Consider the following 26801-nt stretch of genomic DNA (forward strand, 5'->3'; position numbering starts at 1 on the left):
GGCGCGAGCCGGGCTCAGCTCGCCAGCAGATCGAACGCGAAACCCACGACGACCAGCAGGACGCCGATGACGCGCAGCGACCGGTCGGGCTGCGGACCGCGCAGCAGCACGAGCGGCGGCCGGACGAACAAGCCGTAGACGACCAGCGGCCAGGCCCGGGCCAGCAGGTTCAGGCCGAGCGAGATGCCGGTGAACACGGCCATGAGCGAGAGCGGAAAGGTCAAGACGACAACCAGAATCGCCACTCACCAGGGCAGGTCCTGCTCGACGGACCCGCCGTCCCACGCTGAGCGGGCCCAGATCGTCAGGGCCCACATCAGCGCCGCCCAGACGAGCACGACGGTCACCAGGATGCGCTTGACCCGGCGGGTCTCCGCGTCGAGCGGTTCGCGCTTCGGCTCGCCGGTCCGCCCTTCGATGCGCCGTTCCTTCATCTGCTTCGGCCGGATGTAGTCGGCCAAGAGGTCGCGGTAGGCGGCCCGGAAGATCACCCGGCTTCGGCGCCAGGTTTCGGCGAGCGTCTGCCGCTGTCCCTCGACCGGCCTCGCCCGCAGCCGCTCGCCCCACCCCGTGATGCGGGCGACGCCCACGATGTCGATGATCGCCGCCAGGCCGCCGGTGAACTGGCCGAGCTTGCCGAACCGGCCCCACCACAGCACCGGCAGGCCCCACAGCCGGAAACCCGCCACGGACCGGCCGTCGAACCACAGCCCCCAGGCCTGCCAGAACGAGACCGTCTGCACCGGAGCAGCCTACGGAACCCGCGCCTTCTCCAGGTGCACCAATTCGTGGTTGTTCTCCGGCGTCCGGTGCGTCTCGCGGTAGCCGTGCTTCGCGTACATCCCCAGCGGCCCGACGCTCTTCGACCCGGTGAACAGCCGGAACACCGTCACCTCCGGCGGGGCCGCCGCCTCGGCCGCGAGCAGCAGCCCGCCGCCCAGGCCGGCACCCTGCCGATCCGGCGCGACGACCAGCCGGGTCACCAGACCCACGTGCCCGGTCACCGTCAGCCGCACCGACGCGAGCAGCCGGCCGTTCTCGCGGAAACCCCACGAGAGGCACGACTCCAACGCCGCCTGCGCCTCCGCGAAGGTTTCCAGCAGCGGCGGCAGGTCGAAGTCGTCGTGCGCGCGGGCTTCGCTGACGTACGCGGCGCGTTGCAGCGTCAGCACTTCACCCGCGTCGGCGACGCCCAGGCGAAGCGGCTTCACTTGACGCGGATGCCCCAGCTGCCCGACCACGACGCCGCCGGCTCCAGCTCGACCAGGTCGGTGCCGGTGTTGAGCGCGTCGGCCGGGCAGGTCATCGGTTCGATCGCCACCGCGCGGCCGCGGCCGACCAGGTCGTCCGGCGTGAAGACCTGGGCCCAGTGGAAGTCCGGGCCGGTCCAGACCAGCAGCTGCTGGTCGCCGTGGGCGAGGAAGAAGTGGTGCAGCCCGTCGTCGGCCGTCGTGAGACCGCCGAACGCCGTGTCCAGGTCGACGCCTTCGAGGACGCGCCCGCCGCGGAAGTCGAACTCGGTGCCCTCGACGTCCTGCTCCGGCGCGTACGGCATCTGCTCGTCGCCGAGGTAGGGCCGGACGCGGCTCGCGGGCAGGGTGAGGGTCAGCTCGTCGGTCGGGACGTCGCCGATCCGGAAGTACGGGTGCGTGCCGACGCCGACGCCGATCGGCTGCTCGCCCTCGTTGCGGATCTCGTGCGTGATGGTCAGCTCGCGCGGCGCGAGGTCGTAGGTGATCGTCGCGCGCAGCGGCACCGGCCAGCCCGGCTGCACCTCGACGTCGACGGCCAGGGTGATCGACGACTCGGCGTGCTCCAGCAGCTCCCACTCGAGGTGGCGGGTCAGGCCGTGGATGGCGTTGCCGCGCGCCTCCTCGGTGATCTCGAGCTGCTGCTTCTCACCCTGGAACGTCCACTGGCCGGCCTTGGTCCGGTTCGGCCAGGGCAGCAGCACCTGCCCGGCGCCCTTCGGCGGCTTCGCGTCTTCGGCGAACTCCTCGACGTACGGCACTCCGCCGACTTCGAACGCGCGCAGGCCCGCACCGATCTCGGTGACGACGGCGCGCGCGTTGCCGCGGGTGATCTCGAACTGCTGACCGGTCGGGTTGCCCATGCGGACGACCTTACCGAGGCTGCGGGACGACCTTGATGCCCAGCGCCGCCGCGTCCGCCAGCAGTTCGGCCAGCACCGCGCGTTCCTGCTCGGTCCAGTCCTGCTCGGCCACGTCGACGTCGAGCGCCGGTGGAGTCGGCTCGGCGTGCACCGCCGCGGCCAGTGCGGCCAGGGAGTCGCCGGGCCCGTCGCCGGGGCCGAGTACCGCGAGGACGATGCCGTCGAGCTCGGCGGGGATCCACAGCCGGGGCCCGAGGACCCGGACGAGTGTCCTGACCTGAGCCGAAACGACTACGCTCCGTGTACCCAGGTCGCTCTCCCCGACCTCCAGTCCGAGGTCGGCGAGGGCGGCGCGGACGATCTCGACGTCGACCGGATCGGCGCCGTACCGCTCGGCGAACAGGTCTCGTCCGAGAGTGCCAGGACCCGCGATGAGCTGGTCAGGGATTGACGAACGCCGACGCAGCACCAGCGTCACGGTGACGCGCCGCCGCAAGCTGGCGGCAGCCCGGGGCAGCGCTCGGCGAACACCACCCGACAGTGCGACGAACTCGGATTCGCTCACGCTTAGTGATGCTGCTCCGCCGGTACCCGGTCAGACCAGCGACCTCACCCGGATGGCCGTAGCCGAACTTTTCAGCGTTACTCACTAGACCGGTCGTCATAGTTTGAGTTACGGTCGTCCCATGGTTCGCCGCACCGACACGCGGCAGCGGATGCTCGAGACCGCCGCCGACCTGTTCCACTCGCAGGGCTACCACGCCACCGGCCTCACCCAGCTGACGACGGCCGGGGGCGCGCCGAAGGGGTCGCTCTACTTCCACTTCCCCGGCGGCAAAGAACAATTGGCCGCCGAAGCCGTCCGGCTGTCGAGCGAACGCACCGGCGCGCTGCTCCGCGCCGTCGTCGCCGACGCCCCGGACGTCGTGACCGCGATCGACCGGGTCGTCGACGCGCTCGCGAACTTCCTCACGGAGTCCGACTTCCAACGCGGCTGTCCACTCGCGACAGTCGCGTTGGACGCCGCCGCCGAGAGCGAGCCGATCCGCGAAGCCTGCGCGGACGGCTACTCGGACTGGCACGACATCCTCACCGCGTACCTGGCCACCCAGGGACTCGGGCAAGAGCGCGCGGACGAGCTGGGCACCATCGTGCTCGCCGCCGTCGAAGGCGGGCTGCTGCTGGCCCGCACCCGCCGCGACGTCGCCCCGCTGCGGGCCGTCGCCGCCCACCTGCACGCCACCCTCGAACGGGAGTTCTCCTGATGCGCGTCCACCACCTGAACTGCGGGACCATGCGCCCGCTCGGCGGCCGGCTGGTCGACGGCCGGCCGGGCCTGTTCCGCCGCGCCACCATGGTCTGCCACTGCCTGCTGCTGGAGACGGCCACCGGGCTGGTGCTGGTCGAGACCGGCACCGGCACGCCGGCCGCCGTCGACCGCGAGGCCTGGCTCGGCGCCGGGTTCGTCCGGCAGTCGAACCCGGTCGCGGATCCGGCGTTGCCCGCGATCGCGCAGATCCGGGCGCTCGGCCTCGACCCGGCGGACGTCCGGGACATCGTGCTGACCCACCTCGATCTCGACCACGCCGGCGGGCTCATCGACTTCCCGTGGGCGCGGGTGCACGTCTACGCCGAGGAGCTGCGGGCCCTGCAGTCGCCGCGTGACGCCGCGGAACGCGGGCGGTACCGGAAGATCCAGTTCAGTCACGGTCCACAGTGGACGTCCTATCCGGACACCGGCGAACCGTGGTTCGGCTTCGACGCCGTCCGACAGCTGGCCGGCCTGACCGACGAGGTCCTGCTGATCCCGCTCGGCGGCCACACGCGCGGGCACGCCGGCGTCGCCGTCGACACCGGGAGCGGGTGGCTGCTCAACGCGGGCGACTCGTACTTCTTCCACGGCCAGGTCGACCCGGCCGCGCCGCACTGCCCGCCGGGCCTGAAGTGGTTCGAGGGCCGGATGGAGACGGTGAAGGGCGCCAGGCTGGACAATCACGCCCGCCTGCGACAGCTTGTTCAGGAGCACGGCGACGAGGTCACCGTCTTCGCCGCGCACGACGAGACCCAGTTCCTCCGGCTGAGCACCAGGAGCAGCGTATGAAGGTGCACCACTTCAACTGCGGCACGATGCGCCCGGCGGGCGGCAAGCTGCTCGACGGCGAACCCGGGCTGCTGCGGCGGGCGGAGCTCGTCGCCCACTGCCTGCTGATCGAGACCGGCGACGGCCTGGTGCTGGTCGACACCGGGTTCGGCACCCAGGGTGTCGCCCAGCCGGGCAAGTGGCTGGGCCGGCCGTTCATGGCGATGGTCGGCGCCCGGCTCGAAGCGGCCGAGACGGCGGTCGCGCAGATCGAGGCGCTCGGCCTCGACCCGGCCGACGTCCGCCACATCGTGCCGACCCACCTCGACGTCGACCACGCCGGTGGGCTGGCGGACTTCCCGAACGCGGTGGTGCACGTCCGCACCGAGGAGCAGCGCGCGGCGACGGCCCCGTCGAACGCGGCCGAGAAGAACCGCTACCGCGCGGCCCAGTTCGCCCACCGTCCACTGTGGAGCACCTACGACGAGACGGGCGAGCCCTGGTTCGGCTTCGACGCGGTCCGGTCGCTGAAGGGCCTGCCGGAGGAGATCCTGCTGGTCCCGCTGACGGGCCACACGCTCGGCCACAACGGCGTCGCGATCGACACGGGCAACGGCTGGCTCCTGCACGCGGGCGACGCGTACTTCTTCCACGGCCAGCTCGACCCGGTCGCCCCGCACTGCCCGCCGGGCATGACGGCGTTCCAGAACATCGTCCAGACGAAGCGCGACGCCCGCCTGGCCAACCTGGCCCGGCTGCAGGAGCTGGTGAAGGCCCACCAGGACGAGGTGACGGTGTTCTCGGCCCACAGCCCGGTGGAACTGGCCGCCCTGCGCCGTCGTGAGTGAGAAACAGTGTTAGAACACTGTTTCTCACTCACGACCGGGAACCGGACGATCGCCCGCCGCATCTGAGCCGTGGACTTCGGGAGGCTCGATGGTGGGGAAGCGTCGGTGGGGCGTGGTGCTGCTCGCCCTGCTGGTGGCGGCCTGCGGGGGCGGCCCGCCGGTCGCTCCCGCCGTCGCGCCGGTGCAGGCGCCGCTCGATCTCTCCGGGGTGGTGCTGCTCCAGCGCAACCCCGGTCACGACGACGTCGTCTTCGCCGATCCCGCCACCGGCGTCGTGAAGACCACCCTGCCGCTGCCCGGGCGCGACACCTCGCCGACCCGGTTCGACGGGCCGGCCAGCAAGCTCGACCTCGTCTCCCCCGACGGGCAGTACGCCACCCTCGAGTCCGGCGGCGGCGTCGACGTCTTCAAGCTCGACCGCCGCGGGCGGCGCTACGAACGCACCGGCACCGTGGCGGGCTTCCGGAACCCGCGGTTCGGCCCGATGGGCACGAAGCTCTACTTCGACGACGGCAAAACCGTCTACTCCACCGACTACACGCGGCCCGGCCAGAACACCGAGGAAGCCGGCCTCGTGCCGCCGGACGACCCGCTCGACCCGCGCGTCCAGGCCTGGTGGCCCGACGCGCAGGGCACGGTGCTGACCTGGAAGGACGTCCGGCGCGCCGGCGGCCTGGCCTACCTGACCGACTCGTCGGGCGCGATCGGCTACGCGACCTACGACGACGCGGGCACGCGCTACTACTTCGTCACCGCGCTCGACGCCGTCACCGTGCTGCTGTACGCCGTCGGCGGCACCGACGCGCACGGCGCGCTCGCGCGGCTGAAGGTCGACGACGGGGTTCCGCAGGTCACCAAGCTCGTCGACCGCGCGGAGCCGCGGATCGGCAAGGCGGCCGCCGCGCCGGACCGGGCCACCGTGCTCTACCAGACGACGCAGGGCGAGTGGTTCGACTCGCCCACCACGCCGGGCGCGATCACGCGGCCCGCGTTGAAGCAGCTGCCGGCGGCCGGGCAGCGGCAGCTCGTCGGCTGGGCCTGAACCCGCAGCTTTCGGGGGTCCGGGTGGCGGAGCCCCCGGCCGGGGCGAAGCCCCGTCACAGCTCAGTTGCTCGCCGCGAGAGCGGCCTTGACCAGCGGCGCGAGCTGTTCCGGCGTCATCTTCGCCGGGCCGGTGTAGTTGATCAGCACCGGCGTCCCGGACACCAGCTCGGCCGCGGCGAGGGTGGCCGTCTTCTGCTCGTCGACGTAGTAGACCGCGCCGTCCGGGAACCCGGCGACGTCCTGGGCACCCGGCTTGGCCTTCTTGATCGACGCGACCATGTCGGCGGGCTTGGCCTGGCGGCCGTCGTACCGCGTCACCGCGAGCGCGCCCGCGGCCTTGTCGTCGAGCTTGTACTCGCAGGTGCGGGCCTTGCCGCCGCTGGTCGCGTTGTCCTGCACCGGTCCCGGCACCGCCGTGAGGTTGTCCAGGAACAGCGCCTTCGACACGGCCGCGGCCGGCAGCAGCGCGCATGGGTCGAGCGACGCCGCGGCGGCGTTCGTGCTCGGCTTGGGCGCGGGCGACGACGAGCTGGGCGCCGGCGCCGGCTTGTCCTCGGCGGAGCAGGCGGTCAAAGCGGCAAAAGCGACCAAAGCGACTGCGATACGCATACTTTGCACAGTAGCCGGAAGCGCCCTAAGCCGTCGGCGCCCGGTACCGCCAGAACGCCGGGAGCACCAGCATCGCGGCCAGGACCAGCACGATCACCAGCAGCCCGCCGACGGTCGCCGTGACTTCGGTGCCGAACGCGGCGGCGCCCCAGCCGTGGGTGAGGTCGGCGATCCGCGGGCCACCGGCGACGACGACGGTGAACACGCCCTGGAGCCGGCCGCGCATCTCGTCGGTGGTGGCGGTCTGCAGGATCGCCATCCGGTAGACCGCGCTGACCATGTCCGCGGCGCCGGCCGCCGCCATGAAGAGGACCGCGAGCCACAGCGAGTGCGCGAGCCCGAACCCGGCGACCGCCGCGCCCCAGGCGCAGATCGAGATGACGACCGCGACGCCCTGGCGGTGGATGCGCGTCAGCCAGCCGGAGAACAGCCCGATCAGCATCGCGCCCGCGGGCAGCGCGGCGTAGAGCCAGCCGAGCGCCGGGCCGCCGCCGGGCGGGTCGCCGAAGGTGCGTTCGGCCATCTCCGGGATCAACGCGCGCGGCATGCCGAAGACCATCGCGATGATGTCGGCGACGAACGAGGCCAGCAGGATCTTCTGCCCGGCGAGGTACCGGAAGCCGTCGACGACGTCGCGGACGCCGGCGCGACGCGACGGCCCGTTCAGCGGCGGGATCGACGGCAGCCGCCAGACCGCGAAGAGCGTGATCGTCAGGGCGACGACGTCGATCAGGTAGAGCGTCGAGAGGCCGAGGACGGGGATCAGCGCGCCGGCCATCAGCGGGCCGAACACGGCGCCGAACGTCGACATCGTGCTGCTCAGCGCGTTCGCCGACGGCAGCAGCTCGGGTGGGACGAGCCGGGCGACGACCGCGCCGCGCGTCGGCATGTTGATCGCGAAGAACGCCTGGTTGACGGCCAGCAGGGCGAGCACCAGCCACACCGAGCCGAAGTTCAGGAACGCCTGCAGCCAGAGCAGCGCGGACGTGATCGCGACCCCGACGTTCGTGACGAACAGGAGTTTCCGCCGGTCGACGGCGTCGGCGATGGCGCCGCCCCAGAGCCCGAAGACCAGCAGCGGGACGAGCGCGACAAGCCCGGAGAGACCGACGTACGCCGACGAGCCGGTGAGGTCGAAGACCTGCTTGGGCACGGCGACGGCGGTCAGCTGGGTGCCGACCGCGGTGACCACAGTGGACAGCCAGAGCCGGCGGAAGGCCGGGATCTTCAGCGGCCGGGTGTCGACGATGATGCGACCGAGAAGCCCGCGGATGCCCGTGCGGGGCGGCAAGGTCCCCCGTTGATCACTCACAACCAATGAGCTTAGCTCGGCTAACTATCCCCGGTCGCGTGATTTTCGTCGCCGCGGCCGGCGAGCACCCCCCGCCCTCTCCGGGGGTTCGGCCCCGCACCCAGTTTATCGGGGCCGGCCGACGGGACGCCGGAAAAGCCGTCTCCGGGGCCCGGTTGTCCACATCACGGCCGGGGTGGGGACAACCCGGCCGCGACGGCCGGCGTCGACGCCGGAACGCCGAAGGGCCCCCGCCGCGGCGGGGGCCCTTCGGAAGATCGACAGCTACGGGGCGACGCGCTCGATGTTCCAGCCGTCCTCGTGGCGCATGTAGCGGAGCCGGTCGTGCATGCGGTCCTCGCGGCCCTGCCAGAACTCGACGAGGTCCGGCCGGATCCGCCAGCCGCCCCAGTGCGGCGGGGCCGGGATCCGCTCGACGTCGGCGAAGCGCCGCTCGATGCCGTGCAGCGCGGTCTCCAGGGCGCGGCGCCCGTCGACGACGCGGGACTGCGGGGACGCCCAGGCCCCGAGCTGCGAGCCGCGCGGCCGCTGCGCCCAGTACTCCGCCGTCTCCTTGACGCCGACCTTCTCGACCTCACCGCGGACGTGGACCTGGCGGTGCAGCGGGTACCAGGGGAACGTCACCGACGCGTAGCGCGTCGCGGTCAGGTCGTGGCTCTTCGACGAGGTGTAGTTCGTGTAGAACACGACACCCCGTTCGTCGAGGCCCTTGCACAGCACGGTGCGGGACGACGGGCGGCCTTCGGCGTCCGCGGTCGCCAGCACCATCGCGTTGGGTTCGGCGATCCCGGCGGCGACGGCCTGGTTCAGCCAGCCCTGCAACTGGTCGGTCCACGTGGCCGCCAGCGCCGACTCGTCGAACGCGGCGCCGTCGTAGGCGACGCGCATCCCGGGCAGGCGTACCACGGCGTCTTCCACCTTGTCCTCGATCTCCGGCATCATCGCCAAACCTCCGTACCCGGTCGGGGCCCTGACACTTGGGTCCAGGTGACGTTAGGGCCTCGCGAGCTGCAGCGGAACCCACTGAACGGTGACTCCCGACACGACTTCGCCGCCATCGTCACGTAACCGCCCGTCAGCAAGCGTTTACGCCCGCGTTACCTCCCGGACCGGGATCGATAAAGGACGCGTCTATCTTTCGGCCCGTTCCCCACCACCCCCGGAGGCAGGCATGACCGAGATCCTGTCGAACGCTGAAGAAACGGCCCCACCGAAACGCCAGTACGCACCACTCGCGGCGAATGAGAACCGCGAGGACTACTCACTGCGCTTCGCCGCTCATTCGTTCCGGAAATGGTCACCGTTCGTGGTCGCGACAACGGCGCTGGGCGGCATCGCCTACCTCGCCGACTTCGCGATCGGCGCCAGCATCGTGCTCTCCTACGGCTTCACCTCCGGGGTGCTGGCGATCCTCGCCGCCGCCGTCGTCATCTTCACGACCGGCGTGCCCATCGCGGCCGCCTGCGCGAAGTCCGGAGTGGACATGGATCTCCTGACCCGCGGAGCCGGCTTCGGCTACTTCGGGTCGACGCTCACCTCGCTCGTCTACGCGAGCTTCACGGTCATCTTCTTCTCGCTCGAAGGCTCGATCATGGGCCAGGCCTTCGAGCTCGCCCTCGGCATCCCGCTGGCGGTCGGTTACCTGCTGGCCACGCTGATCGTCCTGCCGTTCGCGCTCTACGGCATGGGCGCGGTGGCGAAGATGCAGACCTGGACGCAGCCGCTGTGGCTGGCCGGCCTGGTGCTGCCGTTCATCGTCGTGCTGGTCCGCGAGCCGGGCCGCTTCGCCGACTTCGCGGCCTTCGGCGGCACGGACGGCGCCGGGTCCGGGTTCTCCGCGATCGGGTTCGGCTTCGGCATGGGTGTCGCCTTGTCGCTGATCGGGCAGATCGGCGAGCAGGCCGACTACCTGCGGTTCATGCCGGAGAAGACGGCGGAGAACAAGCGGGCCTGGTGGACCGCGGTGCTCGCCGCCGGGCCCGGCTGGGTGATCCTCGGGGCCGCGAAGCAGATCGGGGGCGCGCTGCTGGCGTTCCTCGCGCTCGGCGTCGTCGGCGAGACGGCCGCGCTCGAACCGATCGCGCCGTACGTCGAAGTCGTGAAGCCGGCTCTCGGGCCGGTCGCGCTGACGTTCGCCGCGCTGTTCGTCGTCGTCTCGCAGATCAAGATCAACACGACCAACGCGTACTCGGGCTCGCTGTCGTTCGCGAACTTCTTCTCCCGCGTGCTGCACAAGCACCCGGGCCGCGTCTGGTACGTGCTGGTGAACTGCGGGATCGCGCTGGCGCTGATGGAGTTCGGCGCGTTCGGGTTCCTGAACAAGATCCTGGGCTTCTACTCGAACGTCGCGATCGCCTGGATCGGCGCGGTGTGCGCGGACCTCGTGATCGCGAAGCCGCTCGGGCTCTCGCCGAAGTACATCGAGTTCAAGCGGGCCTACCTGCACAAGATCAACCCGGTCGGGTTCGGCTCGATGCTCGTCGCCTCGACGGTGTCGATCGCGGCGTACTTCGGGGCGTTCGGGCCGTTCCTGGCCGCGTTCAGCCCGCTGCTGGCGCTGGTCATCGCGATCGTGCTGGTGCCGACGCTGGCGGTCGTGACGCGCGGGAAGTACTACCTGGCCCGGCCGAACACGGTCGCCGGGCCCGACCAGGACGTCGACCTGCGGGCGACGTACACCTGCTCGGTCTGCGGTGATCCGTACGAACTGCCGGACGTCGCCGACTGCGCGAAGCAGAGCGGGCCGATCTGCTCGCTGTGCTGCACGCTCGACAACAGCTGCCACGACCTGTGCCAGACGACGGGTCCGGTTTCGCTGGGCATTCCCACAGCGCGCCAGGCGTAACGTCCATGAAGGCCCGTTACCGGCGTCCGCCGCCGGTAACGGGCCTTCACGTTGGCCGGGTTCCCCCCGGATCCCCCTCCCGGCTCGACTGTTCCACGTCGGCCGCGGCACCGCGGTTGCCCTCGATGTCCAAGATCTTTTCCGGCCGCATGATGGCCGACAGCATCATCGCGCGGAACTCCGCGCCGATCTCTTCGACCGGCAGCGGCGGGTCGTGCGCCTGCCATTCGCGCAGCAGCCCGGTGCCCGCCCCGACCAGCGCGATCGCCGTCAGCCGGTAGTCCCGCACGGGCACGACGCCGTGCTCCGCGGCGCGGTTCGCCTCGGCGGCGATGAAGTTCGCCCAGCGGTCGACCCACACCTGGTGCTGCGCCTCCAGCTCGGCGCTGACGCCGACCGCTTCGACGTAGTTGAGGCGCGGCATCCGGGGATCCACGGTGACCGTCGCGATGAAGACGTCCAGCAGCTTCGAGATGCGGGTGAGCGCGTCGGCGTCGGCGACCTTGTCGAGCTCCGCGGTGACGTGCGCGAGCGCCAGGCTGTTGATCTGGTCGTGGAGGGTGCGGAGCACGTCCTCCTTGCTCGTGAACTCCTCGTAGAAGTTCCGCGTCGACACGCCGGCCCGCGCGCACACCTCGGTGATCTTGGTGTGCCGGAAACCGGTGGAGGTGAACAGCTCGAGCCCGGCCACGAGCAGCCGTTGACGGCGATCGGCACGACGTTGCTCGGGCGCGACCCCGCCGTACGTGCGAGCCACCGGTTCTCTCCTCCTTCCGAGGGATTGCCAGATCCTACCCGGGTGAGTAAATTGTGAAAATCTTCGTTACCAGAGGATCTGCGGATTCGGTCGCCGCGTACGACACCGAGCCTGCGCGCGCACGGTATCGAGAACGAGCGCATCCCGCTCGCGCAAACGCTTTCGCGAGGCCGGCGCCGGTACTCCCCGGCCGATCCGGCATTCGACAACTTCCGCTCGCCGGGGACGGCGCAGGGGGTCTTCCCCGGCGAGCGGCGGCACGTTCACGCGAAAGTGCCGCACCGCGGCCGGTAACGAGCCCCGACGTGTCGACGACATCACGATGTCGATCACCTTTCGAGGGGAACCACTGTTGCTTCGCATCGTCTTGCTCGCGCTCGCCGTGCTGTCCGCCCTGCCTCTTGCCGGTTGCGGTAATGATGCGCCACCAGACCCCGAGGCGGAATGGACATCCGAGATGAAGAAGGCCGGGTTCACGCCGAACTCGCCCCATACGTACGACGAGATGTTCGAGTCGGCCACGAACTTCTGCGCCGCCGGCTCGGCGCTCGCGATCGCCGGGCTCGCACGAACGGCGCTGGACCCCGCACAAGCCGACGCGATCGCCATGCCGGCTCCCGGGAAGGACCCCGACACAGCGGCGACCGCGTACGGCGCCGCCACCTGGAAGTGGGCCTGCGGCCACCACCAGTGACCCGGCGCGCGGCGGCGCCCGAAACTGTCGGCCCCCTCCGCTAGCGTGGAAATCGGGGGCTGCTCAGAACGGCGCCAGCGCCGTGACGGCGTCCGGCGCGAGCGAGGTCGTGAGGGTGCCACCGGCGGCCAGCGGCGTGCGTGACCACCACTCACCGGAGGCCGCCGGGAGTTCCTCGCCGCCCACTTCCAGGTCGGTGGCCAGGACCCGGCGGCCCGCCAGGTGGGCCAGGCTCGCGTCCAAAGTGGAGTCGCCGATCGTCAGCGTCTGGCGCAGCACCGGCGTCACACCCCGCGTGACCTGCTGTGACGTCGTGAGCGTGCCCGGTTTCTCGTTCGCCCGGCCCAGCACCAGCACCTCGCGCGTGTGCAGGTAGGCGTCGTCCGCCAGCGAGGCCCGGAACACGGCGGTGTGCCGGGCCCGGGCCGTGATGACCGTCGGCTCCGGCAGGTACTCCAGCCGGCCGCCCTCGGCCACCGAGACATCCACTGTGGACAGTGAGCCCTCGCCGTGCAGGCCGGGCAGCGCCAAGGTGGCCGCGACGCCGGAGAGCCGCAGGGACGCGCCCGGGCCGACGTTGATGGTCAGCCGGAGGTCGTCGCCGCCCAACGGGGACGTCGCCGAGTTGACCAGGTGGACCACCGCCGTCCGGCCGCCACCGCGGCGCGGGAACAGCGTCAGCGGCGCCATCGAGCGCAGCTCGCGCAGGATCGTGCGCGAGCCGTCGAAGCACGCCGTCAGCCGGGCGTGGGCCTTCACCCGGCGCGGACCGGGAGCAGCGACCGGACCCAGTCCGCCACCGCCGGCGCGTCCGGGGTGTCCACAAGGGACTGCGTGATGACCGGCAGCTCGCCGCGCATCCGGTGCGCGTCCGACGTCATCACGTCCATGTCCGCGCCGACCAGGTGCGCGAGGTCGACCTTGTTGATCACCAGCAGATCCGCCGTCGTGACGCCGGGGCCGCCCTTGCGCGGCACCTTGTCGCCGCCCGCGACGTCGACCACGAACACCTGGCTGTCGGCCAGCCCGCGACTGAACACCGCGGTCAGGTTGTCGCCGCCGCTCTCGATGATCACCAGGTCCAGCCCGGCGAACTTCTCCTCCAGGCGCTCGACGGCGTCGAGGTTCGCGGTGATGTCGTCGCGGATCGCCGTGTGCGGGCACGCGCCGGTCTGCACCGCCTCGATCCGCTCCGGGTCGAGAACTCCCGCGCGACGCAGGAAATCCGCGTCCTCGGTCGTGTAGATGTCGTTGGTGACGACGGCGAGGTTCACCTCGTCGCCCAGCGCCCGGCACAGCGCCGCGGTCAGCGCCGTCTTGCCCGAGCCGACCGGCCCGCCGATGCCGATCCGGTACGCGCGCCCGGCCGTCGGCGCGGGGTCGTAGTGGTCGGGTTCGGCGGCCGTCGGGTCGAAGTTGACCTCGTGGAAATGCCCGTGACCGTGGCCTTCAGCTGGCAAAGAGACGCACCTCTTCCTGGTGATGCCGGGCGTGCGCCTCGGCGAACAGATCCAACCCGGGTGATCCGGGCGCCGGGAGCGACGCCGGGTCGTCGCCGGCGACCGCGGCCGCGGTCTCGCACACCGACCGCAGGTCGAGCCGCGCGACAACGGCGTTGACGGCGAACGGGTCCAGCCCCAGCAACCGCACCGCCGCACTGGCGGGCCCGCTCACAGCCAGGTAGGCCACGGCCATCGCGGCGTCGTACGGCGCACCGCCCGCGACGCCGACCAGCGCGCCCAGCACGATCGGGTGGTGCGGCCGCGGGGTTTCCTTCACCAGCGCGACGAGCACCGGTGACGGCCAGGAGATCCGCCCGGCCCGCGCGGTCCCCCGCCCCTGCGCCCGTGACGCCTCGCGCTGCGCGAGCGACGGCGTCCGCGCGTCCAGCTCGGCGTCCAGCCGGGACCAGTGTCCACTCGCGACAGATCGCGCGGCCGCGTGGGCCGACGCCGCCGCGAACACCGCCGCCAGGGAACCGGCCGTCCGCAACCGTCCGGAAAGGAATCCCGGAAGGTCCCTTTCGGACTTGATCAACTTGCGCGCGACGGCTTCTTCGAGCCCGCCACTGTGGACGTGCCCGCCGCCGGGAAAGCGCGAGTCCGCGAGGATGAGTGCCGAAAGGTCCATCAGAAGAGAAAGTACCTTTGCGCCATCGGCAGTTCGGTCACCGGCTGCGGCTCGATCAGCTCGCCGTCGACGTGCACCGCGAAGCTGTCCGGCTCGACCCGGACGTCCGGCGTGGCGTCGTTGAGCACCATGTCCGCCTTGGTCCGCGCGCGCATGTTCGAGACGGCGACCAGCGGCCGCGTGATCCGGAACGTCTCCCGCAGGTTGCTGTCGAGGGCCTCCGGCGCGACGAAGTGCAGGCTGAGCGCGGCGCCGATGTTGGCGCCGAACATCGGGCGGGCCATGACCGGCTGCGGCGTCGGGATGGACGCGTTCGCGTCACCCATCGCCGCCCACGCCGGGAACCCGCCCTTCAGGACCACGTGCGGCCGGACGCCGAAGAACTTCGGTTCCCACAGCACCAGGTCGGCGAGCTTGCCGACCTCGACCGAGCCGATCTCGGTCTCCATGCCGTGCGCGATGGCCGGGTTGATCGTGTACTTGGCGACGTAACGACGCGCGCGCAGGTTGTCGGCCGCGCCGTCGCCGGGCAGCGCGCCGCGACGGCGTTTCATCACGTGCGCGGTCTGCCAGGTACGGATGATCACCTCGCCGATCCGGCCCATCGCCTGCGAGTCCGAGCTCATCATCGAGATGGCGCCGAGGTCGTGCAGGACGTCCTCGGCCGCGATGGTCGTCGGCCGGATCCGGCTCTCGGCGAAGGCGAGGTCCTCGGGCACCGACGGGTTGAGGTGGTGGCAGACGACCAGCATGTCGAGGTGCTCGTCGAGGGTGTTCGCGGTGTGCGGCCGGGTCGGGTTGGTCGACGACGGCAGCACGTTCGGCAGCGAGACGACCTGGATGATGTCCGGCGCGTGCCCGCCGCCGGCGCCTTCGGTGTGGTACGCGTTGATCGAGCGCCCACCGATGGCGTCCACAGTGGACTCCAGGAAGCCGGCCTCGTTCAACGTGTCCGTGTGGATGGCCACCTGGACGCCGGACTCGTCGGCCACGGTGAGGCAGGCGTCGATCGCCGCGGGCGTCGTGCCCCAGTCCTCGTGCAGCTTGAACCCGCCCGCGCCGGCGGCCAGCTGCTCGCGCAGTGCCTCGTGCCGGACGGTGTTCCCCTTGCCCAGCAACAGGACGTTGACCGGGTAACCGTCCATAGCGGACAGCATCCGCCCGAGGTTCCACGCGCCGGGCGTCACGGTGGTGGCCTTCGTGCCCTCGTTCGGCCCGGTGCCGCCACCGACCAAAGTGGTCAGTCCGGCGGCGAGCGCGGTGTCGACGAGCTGCGGGCAGATGAAGTGGACGTGGCAGTCGATGCCGCCCGCGGTGAGGATCTTCCCGTTGCCGGACAGCACTTCCGTCGACGGGCCGATCACCAGCGCCGGATCGACGCCGTCCATCGTGTCCGGGTTGCCCGCCTTGCCGATCCCGACGATCCGGCCGTCGCGGACGCCGACGTCCGCCTTGATGATGCCCCAGTGGTCGAGGATGACGGCGCCGGTGATGATCAGGTCCGGCGCGCCCTCGGCGCGCGTCGCCGTCCCCTGGCCCATCGACTCGCGGATCACCTTGCCGCCGCCGAAGAGGACCTCGTCGCCGGAACCGCCGGGGCCCATCGAGCGGTCTTCGGTGACCTCGATCAGGAGGTCGGTGTCGGCGAGCCGGATCCGGTCGCCGGTGGTCGGGCCGAACAGTTCCGCGTAGCGCTCGCGGTCGATCTGCGGCATTTCAGAACTCCCCCGAGAATTCGGACCGCAGCCCCGGCACGCGGCGCGCGCCGGCGAGCGGAACGAGATCGACTTCGCGTTCGACGCCCGGTTCGAACCGCACCGACGTGCCGGCCGGGACGTCGAGCCGGTGCCCGCGGGCGGCGTCACGATCGAACTCGAGGCCCGGGTTCACGGCCGCGAAGTGGTAGTGCGAGCCGACCTGCACGGGCCGGTCGCCGAGGTTGCGCACGAGCAGCCGGACGCGCAGGCGGCCCGGGTTCAGCTCCACCGGCTCGTCGCCGGGGATGATCTCGCCTGGACGCATCCGGCTCCTCTCACGTGGGGGTCGTGAGTGCGTAACAGTGTTCTAACACTGTTACGCACTCACGACCGGCGGGCGGTCAGACGATCGGGTCGTGCACGGTCACGAGCTTCGTGCCGTCCGGGAAAGTGGCCTCGACCTGCACGGAGTCGACCATCTCCGGCACGCCGTCGAGGACCTGGGCCCGGCCGAGCACGGTCCGGCCGCTGGCGACCAGCTCGCTGACCGTGCGGCCGTCGCGGGCGCCTTCGAGGACGTGGTCGGTGATCAGCGCGACCGACTCCGGGTAGTTGAGCCGGACCCCGCGGTCCAGCCGCTTCCGCGCGACGTCCGCCGCCACGTGGATCAGCAGCTTGTCGCGCTCCTGGGGGCTGAGGTGCATCAGTCAGGTCTATCACCCGGACCACAGCCGCGCCCGGTTCGGAAACACAGGATTTACCTGGGGTTCGTCACAGTCCGTGGCGAAAAATTCTCCTGTCGGACGGCCTGGGTGACTGAATCGTTCTCGTAATCGTGACCGAAACCACCACATCTTTCGATTGCCCCCCGGCGATCGAGGGAGCAAGGTCTATCCATCCGTGCGATGGTGCGCGCTTTCCGTGCGTATCCCGTCAGCGCGACCAGCCGGGGAAGAAAGCGCACCGAAAGGTTTCGCGAAACAGTGACTACCTCCACGATCAGCAAGCCACAGCCGTCCGGCCAACCCGACGACGGCTTCCGACCGGGTCTGGAAGGCGTCGTCGCCTTCCACACCGAGATCGCCGAACCCGACCGGGACGGCGGTGCCCTGCGTTACCGCGGCGTCGACATCGAAGACCTCGCCGGGAAGGTGACCTTCGGCGACGTGTGGGGCCTTCTCGTGGACGGCCGGTTCGGCCACGGCCTCCCGCCCGCCGAGCCGTTCCCGCTGCCGGTGCACACCGGCGACGTCCGGGTGGACGTCCAGGCCGCGCTGGCCATGCTCGCCCCGATCTGGGGCTACCGCCCGCTGCTCGACATCACCGACGAAGAGGCCCGTGAGCAGCTGGCCCGCGCCTCGGTGATGGCGCTGTCCTACGTCGCGCAGTCGGCCCGCGGCATCGGCCAGCCGGCCGTCCCGCAGACCCGCGTCGACGAGGCCCACTCGATCACCGAACGCTTCCTGATCCGCTGGCGCGGCGAGCCGGACCCGGCCCACGTCAAGGCCCTCGACGCCTACTGGGTGTCGGCCGCCGAGCACGGCCTCAACGCGTCCACCTTCACCGCCCGCGTCATCGCCTCGACCGGCGCCGACGTCGCGGCGGCCATGTCCGGCGCGATCGGCGCGATGTCCGGCCCGCTGCACGGCGGCGCCCCGGCCCGCGTGCTGCCGATGATCGAAGAGGTCGAACGCACCGGTGACGCCGCCGGCCTGGTCAAGGGCATCCTCGACCGCAAGGAACGGCTGATGGGCTTCGGCCACCGCGTCTACCGCGCGGAGGACCCGCGGGCCCGCGTGCTGCGGCGCACCTGCCAGGAGCTGGGCGCCGAGCGCTACGAGGTCGCCGCGGCGCTGGAGCAGGCCGCGCTGAAGGAGCTGCGCGAGCGCCGTCCGGATCACCCGATCGAGACGAACGTCGAGTTCTGGGCCGCCGTGATCCTGGACTTCGCGCAGGTCCCGCCGCACATGATGCCGTCGATGTTCAGCTCGGCGCGCACCGCCGGCTGGGCCGCGCACATCCTGGAGCAGAAGCGGACCGGCCGCCTGGTGCGGCCGTCGGCCAAGTACATCGGCCCCGCGCCGCGCACCCCGCAGGACGTCGAAGGCTGGGACCTGGTCGCCCAGCGCTGACCGCCGTTGTCCGTGAAGGACTCCTTACCGGCTCTTATGGCCGGTAAGGAGTCCTTCACGGCTTTGCGGTGACCTCGTGGGCGGCGGTGGCGGCGAGCATCGCGGTGAGCTGGTCGACGAGCCAGGCGTCCAAGGATTCTCGGGGCACGGTGCGTTCTTGGAGCCAGCTCAGCAGGGCGCCCTCGACTACCGCCGTCCAGCAGCGCAGGGTCAGCAGCACCAGGGGCGACGGGTCCGTGACGCCGAGCGCGTCGAGGATCAGGGCGACCGCGCGGTTGCGGACCGCGTCGACCGCCGCGTTCGTCTCCGACGTCGCGATCACGGAACCGCTGCGCAGCAAGGCGATGTAGCCCGCGCGGTAGTTGTCCGCGACGTCGATCAGGCCGCGGACGGCCGCGCGCAGCCGCGCCTCCGGCGGGCCCTCCTCGAGCCCGGCGAGGCCGTCGATCAGCCCGTCGGTGACCGTGCGCAGCGCCTCCACCTGCAGCTCGCGCAGGTTGGGGAAGTACCGGTAGAACAGCGGCCGCGACACCTCGGCCGCCGCGACGATGTCGTCCACCGTGACCAGTTCCGGCGGCCGCGACCCGAACAGGTCGAGCGCGGCCCGGATCAGGTCGTCGCGGCGCGCCTGCGGCGACATCCGCCGCGGCCGGCGTTCGGTCAAGGGGTGACGTCCAGTTTCGCCGCCGCTCGCAGCAGCCCCGGCGTCAGTCGCGAAAGGACCAGCGCGACCTTGGATTCCGGAGTGGACGGTGCGATGGCGGTGTCCTTTTCCACCGCCCGCAGGATGTCCTTCGCCACGCCTTCCGGGCCGAACCCGCGCCGCGCGTACAGTTTCGAGCTTTCCTTCTGCCGCCGCTGCTGCTCCTCGTCGGACACTCCGACGAACCGCGTGGTGCTGGTGATGTTCGTCTTGACGATGCCCGGGCAGACGGCCGTGACGCCGATGTGGTGCTCGGCCAGCTCGGCGCGCAGGCAGACGCTGAGCGTCAACACGGCGGATTTCGTGGTGGCGTAAGCGGAAAGGATCTTCGACGGCAGGTAGGCCGCGGCGGACGCCAGGTTGACGATCTGCCCGCCCTCGGCGCGTTCGGCGAGCATCGGCGCGAACGCGCGGCAGCCGTGGATGACACCCCAGAGGTTGACGTCGATGACGCGTTCCCAGTCCTCGACGGACGTGTCGAGGAACGGCCCGGACATGCCGATCCCGGCGTTGTTGACCACGATGTCCGGCACGCCGTGCTCGGCCTTGACCTGCGCGGCGAACCGGTGCACGGCGGGGCCGTCGCTGGAGTCCACTGTGTACTCGGCGGCGTCGACCCCCTTGTCCTGCAGGAGTTTCACGGTCTCCGCGGCGGCGTTCGGATCGATGTCGGTGATGACGACGTCGGCACCCTCGTCGGCAAAGGCGAGCGCGGTCGCGCGGCCGATACCGCTGCCCGCGCCGGTGACGACGACCAGCTGGTGGGCGAACCTGCCCGGTTTCGGTCCGACTTTCGCCTTGCGGAGCGCGCGGCTCTCGGCGCCGTTTTCGGTGTACTCGATCAGCTCGGCGGCCGCGTCGGCGATGACCTTCGGCTTGGCGCGGGTCACCCAGTGCGTCCCGACGATCCGGCGAACCCGCAGGTCAGGCACCCATTCGGCGATCTCGGTCTGCAGCGGCGTCGTGACGAAGGCGTCGCCGGTCGGGGCCAGCACCTGCACCGGGACGTCGGCCTCGCGCGGTACCGGACGGCTCAGCCGGGTGAACATGTTCGCGCGGTACAGCTCGAGTCCGTTGACGCCGTCTTTGGTGCTCGGCTTCGCGGCGCCGGGGTCCATCCGGGCGATCTGCGCGGGCATGATGCCGGTGCGCCAGAGCAGCGGCGGGAGGAACGGGAGCTGGAACGCGAGGATGTACCAGGAGTGCAGGAACTGGGCGAGCGCGTTCTTGATCCTTTTCGGCGACGGACGGGTCAGCTGCGCGCGAAACCAGGCGCCGGCGTGGTCGAGGCTCGGCCCGGAGACCGAGGTGAAGGACGCGACGCGCCCGCGCAGCCCGTCGCCGGTGACGGCGTGCCAGGTCTGGATGGAGCCCCAGTCGTGGGCGAGGAGGTGCACCTTGCCGCCCGGCTGGACGACGTCGACGACGGCCTTGAGGTCATCGGCCAGCTGGTCCAGCCGGTAGGACGAGCGTCCCGACGGCTTGTCGGACCGCCCGGCACCCCGCACGTCGTAGGTGACGACGCGGTGTCTGCCGCGCAGCTCGGCTTTGACGGGATCCCACATCGAGCTGTTGTCGGGATAGCCGTGCACGAGCACGACCGTCGGCCCGTCGTCACGGCCGTCGATGTCGACCGAGAGGCGAATACCGTCGCTGGCGGTCACCCACTTGTGAGGCATTCCGTCATGTTAGACAACTTGTCAACAAGCGCGCGACTGATCATTCACCCTTGCGGGGGCTACCGGATGGGCGCCGTTCGTGCATTTCCCTTGTATGACAGCGTTTTTGTGGTTCCACGGGAAACCTTGCACGATCTCGCAAGCCGCCGCGCCGACAACGCGGCCTACGGATCGGTGATGCCGCGGACGCGCCGGTCGGGTCGGGGGCGGTGCCGAGGCGACGCGCCGGGGTCTCGTTCGCTGCGGGAGGGGCGCGAAAGGGCCACTCGCGCCCCGGGCGACACCAACGGGCCACTCGCGCGCAAGGCGGCACGGAACGGGCCACTCGCGCCGAGTCGAGCACGAATGGACCGCTCGTGCCCGGCGAGGCGCGAACGGACCGTTCACACCAGGACTGGAGCGGCACGAACGGGCCGTTCGCGCCCAACACGACACCAACGGGCCACTCGCGCGCAGCGCGGCATGAACGGGCCACTCACGCCGGGACCGGTGGCAGCCCGCAAGAGCTACTCGTGCTGGGACTGCACCGCATAAGGACCACCCGCCCCAAGGTCGGAGCGGCACGAACGGGCCATTCGCGCCCAACGCGACACCAACGGGCCACTCGCGCCGGGCTGGAGCACGAAATGCCACTCACGCGCAGCACGGCACAAACGAGCCATTCGCGCCGGAGCCGGTGGCACGAAAGGGCCGCTCGTGCCGAGTCGGGCGCGAACGGACCACTTGTGCCCGGCGAGGCGCGAACGGACCGCTCGCACCACGACCGGAGCGACACGAACGGGCCACTCGCGCCGGGACCGAGGTGGCACGAGCGGGCCATCCCCGCCGGTTGAAGCGCGAACGGTCCACCGGCACCATGCCCCGGCCCAGGTGCAGCCCAGGCCCAGGTCAGAGGTCCAAGACCCGCCCCGGCCGACGACTCTGTCCACCGATCGGTGGACAGCCGGATTCAGTCGCGCGTTGGGCGGAATCCACACGCATGAAGACCAAGCTGGACCCATGACCACAGCAGTGAGCGTGCGCGGCCTGCGCAAGCAGTATCCCGGTCACCTCGCGGTGGCCGGGCTGGATCTGGACATCGCCCAAGGTGAGGTTTTCTCCCTGCTCGGGCCCAACGGTGCCGGGAAGACCACCACCGTCGAGATTCTCGAAGGTCACCGGCAGCGGACCGGTGGCGAGGTGACCGTGCTCGGTGAAGACCCCGGCAAGGCCGGGCGGGAATGGCGCTCCAAGATCGGCATCGTGCTGCAGACCGCGAACGATGCCGCCGAGCTGAGTGTTGCCGAGACCGTCCGCCACTTCGCGAAGTACTACCCGAACCCGCGCGATCCCGACGAGGTGATCGAGAAGGTCGGGCTCACCGAGAAGGCCAAGTCGCGGGTCAAGGCGCTCTCCGGCGGGCAACGGCGGCGCGTCGACGTCGCGCTCGGGATCGTCGGGCGGCCCGAGCTGCTCTTCCTCGACGAGCCCACCACCGGGTTCGACCCCGAAGCTCGGCGGCAGTTCTGGGCGCTGATCAGCGATCTCGCCGGCGAAGGCACGACGATCCTGCTCACCACCCACTACCTCGACGAGGCCGAGGCGCTCGCCGATCGCGTCGCGGTGATCGCGCGTGGGGAGATCGTCGCCCAGGACACGCCGCAGAACCTCGGCGGCCGAGCGAGTGCCGAGGCCACCGTGCGGTGGACCGACGAACGCGGTGAGCACACCGAGCGCACGGCGTACCCGACCAAGCTCGTCAACCAGCTCTCCGCGGGCGGCCGCGAGCTGGGGAACCTCACGGTGACCCGGCCCAGCCTGGAAGACATCTACCTGGACCTGATCGGAGACAAGGCATGACCACCGCGGCAGCCACCCGAAACCTCCCCGGCCCGCTCGCGCTGGGCCTGGCCCGCGGCGGCACCGAGCTGCGGCAGTTCTTCCGGCACAAGGAACAGGTGGTCTTCACCTTCTCCCTGCCCGCGGTGCTGATGATCCTGCTCGGCTCCATCCTGGACGGCCCGACCGCGCTGGCCGGCGTCACGTCGGGGCAGCTGCTCGCCGCCGGGATGATCGGGTCCGGCATCGTCTCGACGTCGTTCAACAGCATCGCCACCGGCGTCTCCGCCGACCGCGAGACCGGCGCGCTCAAGCGGCTGCGCGGCACGCCGATGCCCTCGGCGTCCTACTTCATCGGCAAGATGGTGCTGGTCGCGGTGTCCAGCCTGGCCCAGACCGTGCTGATGGTCGCCGTCAGCACGCTGCTGTTCGGACTGAAGCTGCCGGCCGATCCGGCGAAGTGGCTGACGCTGCTGTGGGTGTTCGTGCTCGGCATCGTGTCCTGCACGCTGCTCGGGATCGCGCTCAGCTCGCTCGCGAAGTCGACCACCGGCGCGGTGGCCGTGGTGCAGATGCTGTACCTGGTGCTGCAGTTCATCTCCGGCGTGTTCGTCACGCCGATCACGAACCTGCCGAAGATCATGGTGGACATCGCGTCGTTCTTCCCGCTCAAATGGATCTGCCAGGGCTTCCGGTCGGTGTTCCTGCCGGACGGCGCGGTGGGAATGGAGATGGCCGGCTCATGGGAACTGCCTCGGGTGGCGCTGGTACTGGGGATCTGGTGCGTGGCGGGCCTGGTGCTGGCGCGGCTGAGCTTCCGGTGGACCGACGGGAAGTGAACGACGCCTGGGACCGGTTCAACTGGCTCTGGGAGATCCTCTTCGCGGTCACCTACGTCGCCACGACGGTCCTGGTGCTGCTGGACGAGACCGACCCGGTCCGCGGCACCGTCGCCGTCGGGGCGCTCACCGCGCTCGCGCTGACGTACCTGCTCTGGGGCCGCGGGATCGTCCGGAACGACGAGCACACGCGGCAGCGGTGGGTGTTCGCGGTCGTGGTCTTGGCCCTGGTCGCGACCGCGGTGCTCGCCAACACGACGGCCAGCTTCGTCCTGTTCATGGCGTGCCCGCTGCTGTTCATGACGCTCGAGTTCCGGCCGGCCGCGGTGCTCACCACGGCGGCGATCCTGCTGAGCCCCGCGTCGGCGATCGCCGACAACGGGCTGCAGGGCCCGGAGCTGCACATCCTGCTGCCGATGACCGCGATCCTCATCGTGTTCGGGGTGCTGGCCGGCAAGTTCATCCTGCACGTCATCGAGGAGAGCCGGGCGCGGGCCGACCTGATCGCCAAGCTGGAGGAGAGCCAGGCGGAAGTCGTGCGGCTGTCCCGGGCGGCGGCGACGGCGGCCGAGCGCGAGCGGCTGGCCCGGGAGATCCACGACACCCTCGCGCAGGGCTTCACCAGCATCGTCACCCTCGCCCAGGCCATCGAGTCCGAAGTGGACGCCGATCCGGCGGCGGCGCGGCGGCACGCCGAGCTGGCCGCCCGCACGGCGCGGGAGAACCTCGCCGAAGCCCGCACGATGGTCGCCGCGCTCGCGCCGGACGACCTGACGTCGGGCTCGCTGGTCGACGCCGTTCGCCGGCTGACCGACCGGCTCGGCGACGAGACCGGGCTGGCCGTCCGGTACGAAGTGGACAGTGACCTGCCCGCGCTGGCCATGGCCGCGGAGGTGGTCCTGCTGCGCGGGGCGCAGGAGGCGCTGAACAACGTCCGGCGGCACGCGACGGCGGCCGCGGTGCTCGTCCGGCTGTCCCTTGTGGACGACGCCGTCCGGCTGGACGTCCGGGACGACGGCGCCGGCTTCGACCCGGACCGCGCCGCCGGGTTCGGGTTGCGGGGCATGCGGTCCCGCGCGGAACAGGTGGGTGGCACGCTGAGCGTCCGCAGTGGCGCCGACGGCACCGAACTGACCCTGGAGGTCCCCGCGTGATCCGCATCATGCTCGTCGACGACCACCCCGTCGTCCGGGAAGGGCTGCGCGGCATGCTCGAAGCCGAGCCGGACCTGACGGTCGTCGGCGAGGCGGGCTCCGGTGACGAGGCGGTCGCGCTCGACCGCGTCGCGCGGCCGGACGTCGTGCTGATGGACCTGCGGATGCCCGGGCTGGACGGCGTCGGCGCGACCAAGCGGATCCTGCGCGAGCAACCCGGCCGCCGGATCGTCGTGCTGACGACGTACGAGACGGACGCGGACATCCTGCGCGCGGTCGAGGCCGGCGCGTCCGGTTACCTGCTGAAGGACGCGTCCCGCACGGAGCTGGCGAACGCGATCCGCGCGGCGTCGCGCGGCGAGACGGTGCTGGCGCCGTCGGTGGCGGGCAAGCTGGTCAACCGGGTCCGCAATCCCGGGCCCCAGTCGCTGTCGGCGCGCGAGGTGGAGGTGCTGCGCCTGGTCGCGAAGGGCGGCACGAACGCCGACATCGGCCGCGCGCTCCACATCAGCGAGGCGACGGTGAAGACGCACCTGCTGCGGACGTTCGGCAAGCTCGGCGTCTCGGACCGGACGGCCGCGGTGACCACGGCGATGGCCCGGAACCTGCTCACCTGAGCGGCGCGCGGCAGAATGCCAGCATGCTTGAGTCGACCGAACACGCACTGCTCCGCCGGATCGCCCACGAGCAGGCGGCCTGCCGGGCTCCGTCGCTGGTCGCCGCCGTGGTGCGCGACGGGGAGATCGTCTGGTCCGGCGGGCGGGGGCGCGTCGGGGACGCGGTCCCCGGCACCGACACCCAGTACCGGCTGGGCTCGATCACCAAGACCCTCGTCGCCACCGCCGTCATGCGGCTGCGCGACGAGGGCCTGCTGGACCTCAACGACCCCCTCGAAAAACACGTCCCGGGCACGCCGTTCGGCGCCGCGACCGTGGCCCAGCTGCTCTCCCACACCTCCGGCCTGACGTCCGAGTCGCCCGGCCTGTGGTGGGAACGCACCTCCGGCGCCGACTGGGACGCGCTCGTCGGCAGCCTCGCCGACGGCGCCACCAAGCACCGCCCGGGCGCGAAGTTCCACTACTCGAACGTCGGGTACGGCGTGCTCGGCGAGCTCATCTCACGCCACCGCGGCAAGGACTGGCTGTCCGTGCTCGACGAGGAGATCCTCGGCCCGCTCGGGATGACCCGCACCACCCCGCACCCGGTCGGCGCGCACGCCGACGGCTTCGCCGTGCACCCCTTCGCCGACGTCCTGCTGCCTGAGCCGCACCCGGACGCCGGCGCGATGGCCCCGGCCGGGCAGCTGTGGTCGACGGTCACCGACCTCGGCCGCTGGACGGCGTTCCTCGGCGGTGACGACGGCGGTGTGCTCAGCCCGGACACCCTCGAGCAGATGCGCACGATGGTCACCGTCGACGACTCCGACGTCTGGACGACCGGCTTCGGGCTGGGCCTGATGCTCGTGCGCTACCGCGGCCGCCGGCTGGCCGGGCACACCGGCTCGATGCCCGGCTTCCTCGCCGTCACGCTGGTCGACCCGGCCACCCGGACCGGCGCGCTGGCGCTCACGAACTCGACGTCCGGCGTCGGCATCACCCAGCTCGCGCTGGACCTGATCACCACGACCGAAGAGCTGGAACCGCACCTGCCCGCGGAGTGGCAGCCGTCCACTGTGGACCCGGCGCTGCTGGCGCTGACCGGGCTCTGGCACTGGGGCCCGACGCCGTACCACCTGCGGATCCAGGGTGACGCGCTCCTGCTGGCCCCGGTCGAGGGGGCCGGGCGCGGCTCGCGCTTCCGGCCGACCGGCGACGACACGTACGTCGGCCTCGACGGCTACTACTCCGGCGAGACGCTGAAGGTGGGCCGGGACGGCGAAGGCGTCGCGACCCACCTCGACCTCGCGACGTTCGTCTTCACGCGCACGCCGTACGACCCGGCCGCGCCGGTGCCGGGCGGCGTCGACGGCTGGCGCTGACCAGAGGGCCCCGCTCACACCCCCAGCCGGGTGAGCGGGGCCTTCAGGCCAGCGCGACCGTCCCGGCGGAGAACGCGACGGCGGCCGCGAACCGGGTGGCGATGCGCTTGCCCTCGCCCCAGTCGAACAGGCCGAACTTCAGGTTGGTCAGGACGGTGAGCGTCGACCCGCCCGCGGCCGGCGTGACCGTCGCGGTGACCTCCTGGCCCCAGCTGAAGAGGGTCATCCCGGTGCGGAAGGACACGAAACCGCGCTGGCCCTCGTAGTACGGGCCCTGGCCGCCGACGGCGGCGACGCCGGCGGGGAGTGCGTTCCACAGCACCTCGGGCGGCGCGGGGAAGCTGTGCTGCACAGTCGTCATGACGCGGC

The 26801-nt window shown here is 71.2% G+C and carries 30 protein-coding genes; 12 read left to right on the forward strand and 18 right to left on the reverse strand.

All coding sequences use genetic code 11. The features are described from left to right. Nucleotides 1-14 precede the first annotated feature (14 nt). Genes OHS58_RS32005 through OHS58_RS32025 form a run of 5 tightly spaced genes read right to left on the reverse strand, consistent with a single transcriptional unit; the run spans nt 15 to nt 2678 of the window. Nucleotides 15-224, reverse strand: coding sequence for a hypothetical protein (locus OHS58_RS32005; RefSeq protein WP_328644982.1), 210 nt, complete (start codon nt 222-224; stop codon nt 15-17). A 21-nt stretch (nt 225-245) separates the two neighbouring features. Beyond that, on the reverse strand, nt 246-743 hold the full coding sequence (locus OHS58_RS32010) for a hypothetical protein (RefSeq protein WP_328644983.1): 498 nt from the start codon (nt 741-743) through the stop codon (nt 246-248). A 9-nt stretch (nt 744-752) separates the two neighbouring features. Continuing rightward, nucleotides 753-1241 carry a GNAT family N-acetyltransferase gene (locus OHS58_RS32015; RefSeq protein ID WP_328644984.1) on the reverse strand — a complete coding sequence of 163 codons (489 nt, stop codon included), beginning with the start codon at nt 1239-1241 and terminating at the stop codon, nt 753-755. Then, a complete protein-coding gene (locus tag OHS58_RS32020; protein WP_328644985.1) occupies nt 1208-2113 on the reverse strand; it encodes an aldose 1-epimerase family protein in 906 nt (301 codons plus the stop codon). The genes OHS58_RS32015 and OHS58_RS32020 overlap by 34 nt, the downstream gene beginning before the upstream one ends. A 10-nt stretch (nt 2114-2123) precedes the next feature. Beyond that, a complete protein-coding gene (locus tag OHS58_RS32025; protein ID WP_328644986.1) occupies nt 2124-2678 on the reverse strand; it encodes a hypothetical protein in 555 nt (184 codons plus the stop codon). A gap of 121 nt (nt 2679-2799) precedes the next feature. Between OHS58_RS32025 and OHS58_RS32030 the strand changes: the two genes are divergently transcribed. The 4 genes from OHS58_RS32030 (at nt 2800) to OHS58_RS32045 (ending at nt 6083) form a co-directional block, all read left to right on the forward strand. After that, nucleotides 2800-3378, forward strand: coding sequence for a TetR/AcrR family transcriptional regulator (locus OHS58_RS32030; RefSeq protein WP_328644987.1), 579 nt, complete (start codon nt 2800-2802; stop codon nt 3376-3378). Further along, nucleotides 3378-4214, forward strand: coding sequence for an MBL fold metallo-hydrolase (locus OHS58_RS32035; protein ID WP_328644988.1), 837 nt, complete (start codon nt 3378-3380; stop codon nt 4212-4214). Before OHS58_RS32030 ends, OHS58_RS32035 begins: the two co-directional genes overlap by 1 nt. Further along, nucleotides 4211-5041 carry an MBL fold metallo-hydrolase gene (locus tag OHS58_RS32040; RefSeq protein ID WP_326944662.1) on the forward strand — a complete coding sequence of 277 codons (831 nt, stop codon included), beginning with the start codon at nt 4211-4213 and terminating at the stop codon, nt 5039-5041. Before OHS58_RS32035 ends, OHS58_RS32040 begins: the two co-directional genes overlap by 4 nt. An 88-nt stretch (nt 5042-5129) precedes the next feature. Then, complete coding sequence (locus OHS58_RS32045; RefSeq protein ID WP_328644989.1) at nt 5130-6083, forward strand: hypothetical protein; 954 nt, start codon at nt 5130-5132, stop codon at nt 6081-6083. A 62-nt stretch (nt 6084-6145) separates the two neighbouring features. Here the strand turns inward: OHS58_RS32045 and OHS58_RS32050 are convergent, their stop codons facing one another. The 3 genes from OHS58_RS32050 to pdxH form a co-directional block, all read right to left on the reverse strand. Further along, nucleotides 6146-6694, reverse strand: a complete 549-nt coding sequence (locus OHS58_RS32050) for a DUF3558 family protein (protein WP_328644990.1) — start codon at nt 6692-6694, stop codon at nt 6146-6148. A gap of 25 nt (nt 6695-6719) precedes the next feature. After that, a complete protein-coding gene (locus OHS58_RS32055; protein ID WP_442788318.1) occupies nt 6720-7985 on the reverse strand; it encodes an MFS transporter in 1266 nt (421 codons plus the stop codon). Nucleotides 7986-8270: 285 nt separating this feature from the next. Beyond that, a complete protein-coding gene (pdxH, locus tag OHS58_RS32060; protein ID WP_247058377.1) occupies nt 8271-8948 on the reverse strand; it encodes a pyridoxamine 5'-phosphate oxidase in 678 nt (225 codons plus the stop codon). A 229-nt stretch (nt 8949-9177) separates the two neighbouring features. Between pdxH and OHS58_RS32065 the strand changes: the two genes are divergently transcribed. Continuing rightward, the gene (locus OHS58_RS32065) at nt 9178-10851 is read left to right on the forward strand and encodes a purine-cytosine permease family protein (RefSeq protein WP_328644991.1); all 1674 of its coding nucleotides are present in this window, start codon (nt 9178-9180) and stop codon (nt 10849-10851) included. Nucleotides 10852-10897: 46 nt separating this feature from the next. On the opposite strand, the gene OHS58_RS32070 is transcribed toward OHS58_RS32065, so the two are convergent. Next, nucleotides 10898-11608, reverse strand: a complete 711-nt coding sequence (locus tag OHS58_RS32070) for a TetR/AcrR family transcriptional regulator (protein WP_326944666.1) — start codon at nt 11606-11608, stop codon at nt 10898-10900. Between the two features lie 352 nt (nt 11609-11960). On the opposite strand from OHS58_RS32070, the gene OHS58_RS32075 reads away from it, so the two are divergent. Continuing rightward, nucleotides 11961-12302 carry a hypothetical protein gene (locus tag OHS58_RS32075; RefSeq protein WP_328644992.1) on the forward strand — a complete coding sequence of 114 codons (342 nt, stop codon included), beginning with the start codon at nt 11961-11963 and terminating at the stop codon, nt 12300-12302. Between the two features lie 63 nt (nt 12303-12365). Here OHS58_RS32075 and OHS58_RS32080 read toward each other — a convergent pair whose 3' ends face one another. The 6 genes from OHS58_RS32080 to OHS58_RS32105 all read right to left on the reverse strand — a co-directional run bounded on the left by OHS58_RS32080 (nt 12366) and on the right by OHS58_RS32105 (nt 16833). Then, nucleotides 12366-13061 (reverse strand): urease accessory protein UreD, encoded by a 696-nt coding sequence (locus OHS58_RS32080; RefSeq protein WP_328644993.1) that lies wholly within the window; start codon nt 13059-13061, stop codon nt 12366-12368. Continuing rightward, on the reverse strand, nt 13058-13762 hold the full coding sequence (gene ureG, locus OHS58_RS32085; protein ID WP_326957351.1) for an urease accessory protein UreG: 705 nt from the start codon (nt 13760-13762) through the stop codon (nt 13058-13060). Before ureG ends, OHS58_RS32080 begins: the two co-directional genes overlap by 4 nt. Next, entirely contained in the window at nt 13752-14432 is a 681-nt protein-coding gene (locus tag OHS58_RS32090) for an urease accessory protein UreF (protein WP_326944668.1), read from the reverse strand. The genes ureG and OHS58_RS32090 overlap by 11 nt, the downstream gene beginning before the upstream one ends. Further along, complete coding sequence (locus OHS58_RS32095; protein WP_326957347.1) at nt 14432-16147, reverse strand: urease subunit alpha; 1716 nt, start codon at nt 16145-16147, stop codon at nt 14432-14434. Before OHS58_RS32095 ends, OHS58_RS32090 begins: the two co-directional genes overlap by 1 nt. Nucleotide 16148: 1 nt before the next feature. Beyond that, nucleotides 16149-16454: an urease subunit beta gene (locus OHS58_RS32100; protein WP_326957345.1), complete on the reverse strand. Its 306-nt coding sequence runs from the start codon at nt 16452-16454 to the stop codon at nt 16149-16151. 76 nt (nt 16455-16530) lie between these two features. Next, entirely contained in the window at nt 16531-16833 is a 303-nt protein-coding gene (locus tag OHS58_RS32105; RefSeq protein ID WP_247058393.1) for an urease subunit gamma, read from the reverse strand. A 279-nt stretch (nt 16834-17112) separates the two neighbouring features. Between OHS58_RS32105 and OHS58_RS32110 the strand changes: the two genes are divergently transcribed. Then, nucleotides 17113-18261 carry a citrate synthase 2 gene (locus OHS58_RS32110; RefSeq protein ID WP_328644994.1) on the forward strand — a complete coding sequence of 383 codons (1149 nt, stop codon included), beginning with the start codon at nt 17113-17115 and terminating at the stop codon, nt 18259-18261. A 55-nt stretch (nt 18262-18316) separates the two neighbouring features. Here the strand turns inward: OHS58_RS32110 and OHS58_RS32115 are convergent, their stop codons facing one another. Beyond that, the gene (locus OHS58_RS32115) at nt 18317-18901 is read right to left on the reverse strand and encodes a TetR/AcrR family transcriptional regulator (protein WP_326951678.1); all 585 of its coding nucleotides are present in this window, start codon (nt 18899-18901) and stop codon (nt 18317-18319) included. A 20-nt stretch (nt 18902-18921) separates the two neighbouring features. Then, entirely contained in the window at nt 18922-20628 is a 1707-nt protein-coding gene (locus OHS58_RS32120) for an SDR family oxidoreductase (RefSeq protein ID WP_328649892.1), read from the reverse strand. Nucleotides 20629-21642: 1014 nt separating this feature from the next. Here OHS58_RS32120 and OHS58_RS32125 point away from each other — a divergent pair. The 5 genes from OHS58_RS32125 to OHS58_RS32145 are packed head-to-tail and all read left to right on the forward strand — an operon-like array spanning nt 21643 to nt 26432. Then, nucleotides 21643-22482, forward strand: a complete 840-nt coding sequence (locus OHS58_RS32125) for an ABC transporter ATP-binding protein (RefSeq protein ID WP_247058397.1) — start codon at nt 21643-21645, stop codon at nt 22480-22482. Next, on the forward strand, nt 22479-23300 hold the full coding sequence (locus tag OHS58_RS32130; RefSeq protein WP_326944671.1) for an ABC transporter permease: 822 nt from the start codon (nt 22479-22481) through the stop codon (nt 23298-23300). The genes OHS58_RS32125 and OHS58_RS32130 overlap by 4 nt, the downstream gene beginning before the upstream one ends. Next, nucleotides 23297-24454 carry a sensor histidine kinase gene (locus OHS58_RS32135; protein ID WP_326951680.1) on the forward strand — a complete coding sequence of 386 codons (1158 nt, stop codon included), beginning with the start codon at nt 23297-23299 and terminating at the stop codon, nt 24452-24454. Before OHS58_RS32130 ends, OHS58_RS32135 begins: the two co-directional genes overlap by 4 nt. Beyond that, nucleotides 24451-25071 (forward strand): response regulator transcription factor, encoded by a 621-nt coding sequence (locus OHS58_RS32140; RefSeq protein ID WP_247058404.1) that lies wholly within the window; start codon nt 24451-24453, stop codon nt 25069-25071. The genes OHS58_RS32135 and OHS58_RS32140 overlap by 4 nt, the downstream gene beginning before the upstream one ends. Before the next feature lie 23 nt (nt 25072-25094). Beyond that, nucleotides 25095-26432 (forward strand): serine hydrolase domain-containing protein, encoded by a 1338-nt coding sequence (locus tag OHS58_RS32145; RefSeq protein WP_328644995.1) that lies wholly within the window; start codon nt 25095-25097, stop codon nt 26430-26432. Between the two features lie 43 nt (nt 26433-26475). Here the strand turns inward: OHS58_RS32145 and OHS58_RS32150 are convergent, their stop codons facing one another. Continuing rightward, nucleotides 26476-26793 carry a hypothetical protein gene (locus OHS58_RS32150; RefSeq protein WP_326957339.1) on the reverse strand — a complete coding sequence of 106 codons (318 nt, stop codon included), beginning with the start codon at nt 26791-26793 and terminating at the stop codon, nt 26476-26478. Between the last annotated feature and the right edge of the window lie 8 nt (nt 26794-26801).

The sequence above is a fragment of the Amycolatopsis sp. NBC_00348 genome, assembly GCF_036114655.1.
GTDB lineage: Bacteria > Actinomycetota > Actinomycetes > Mycobacteriales > Pseudonocardiaceae > Amycolatopsis.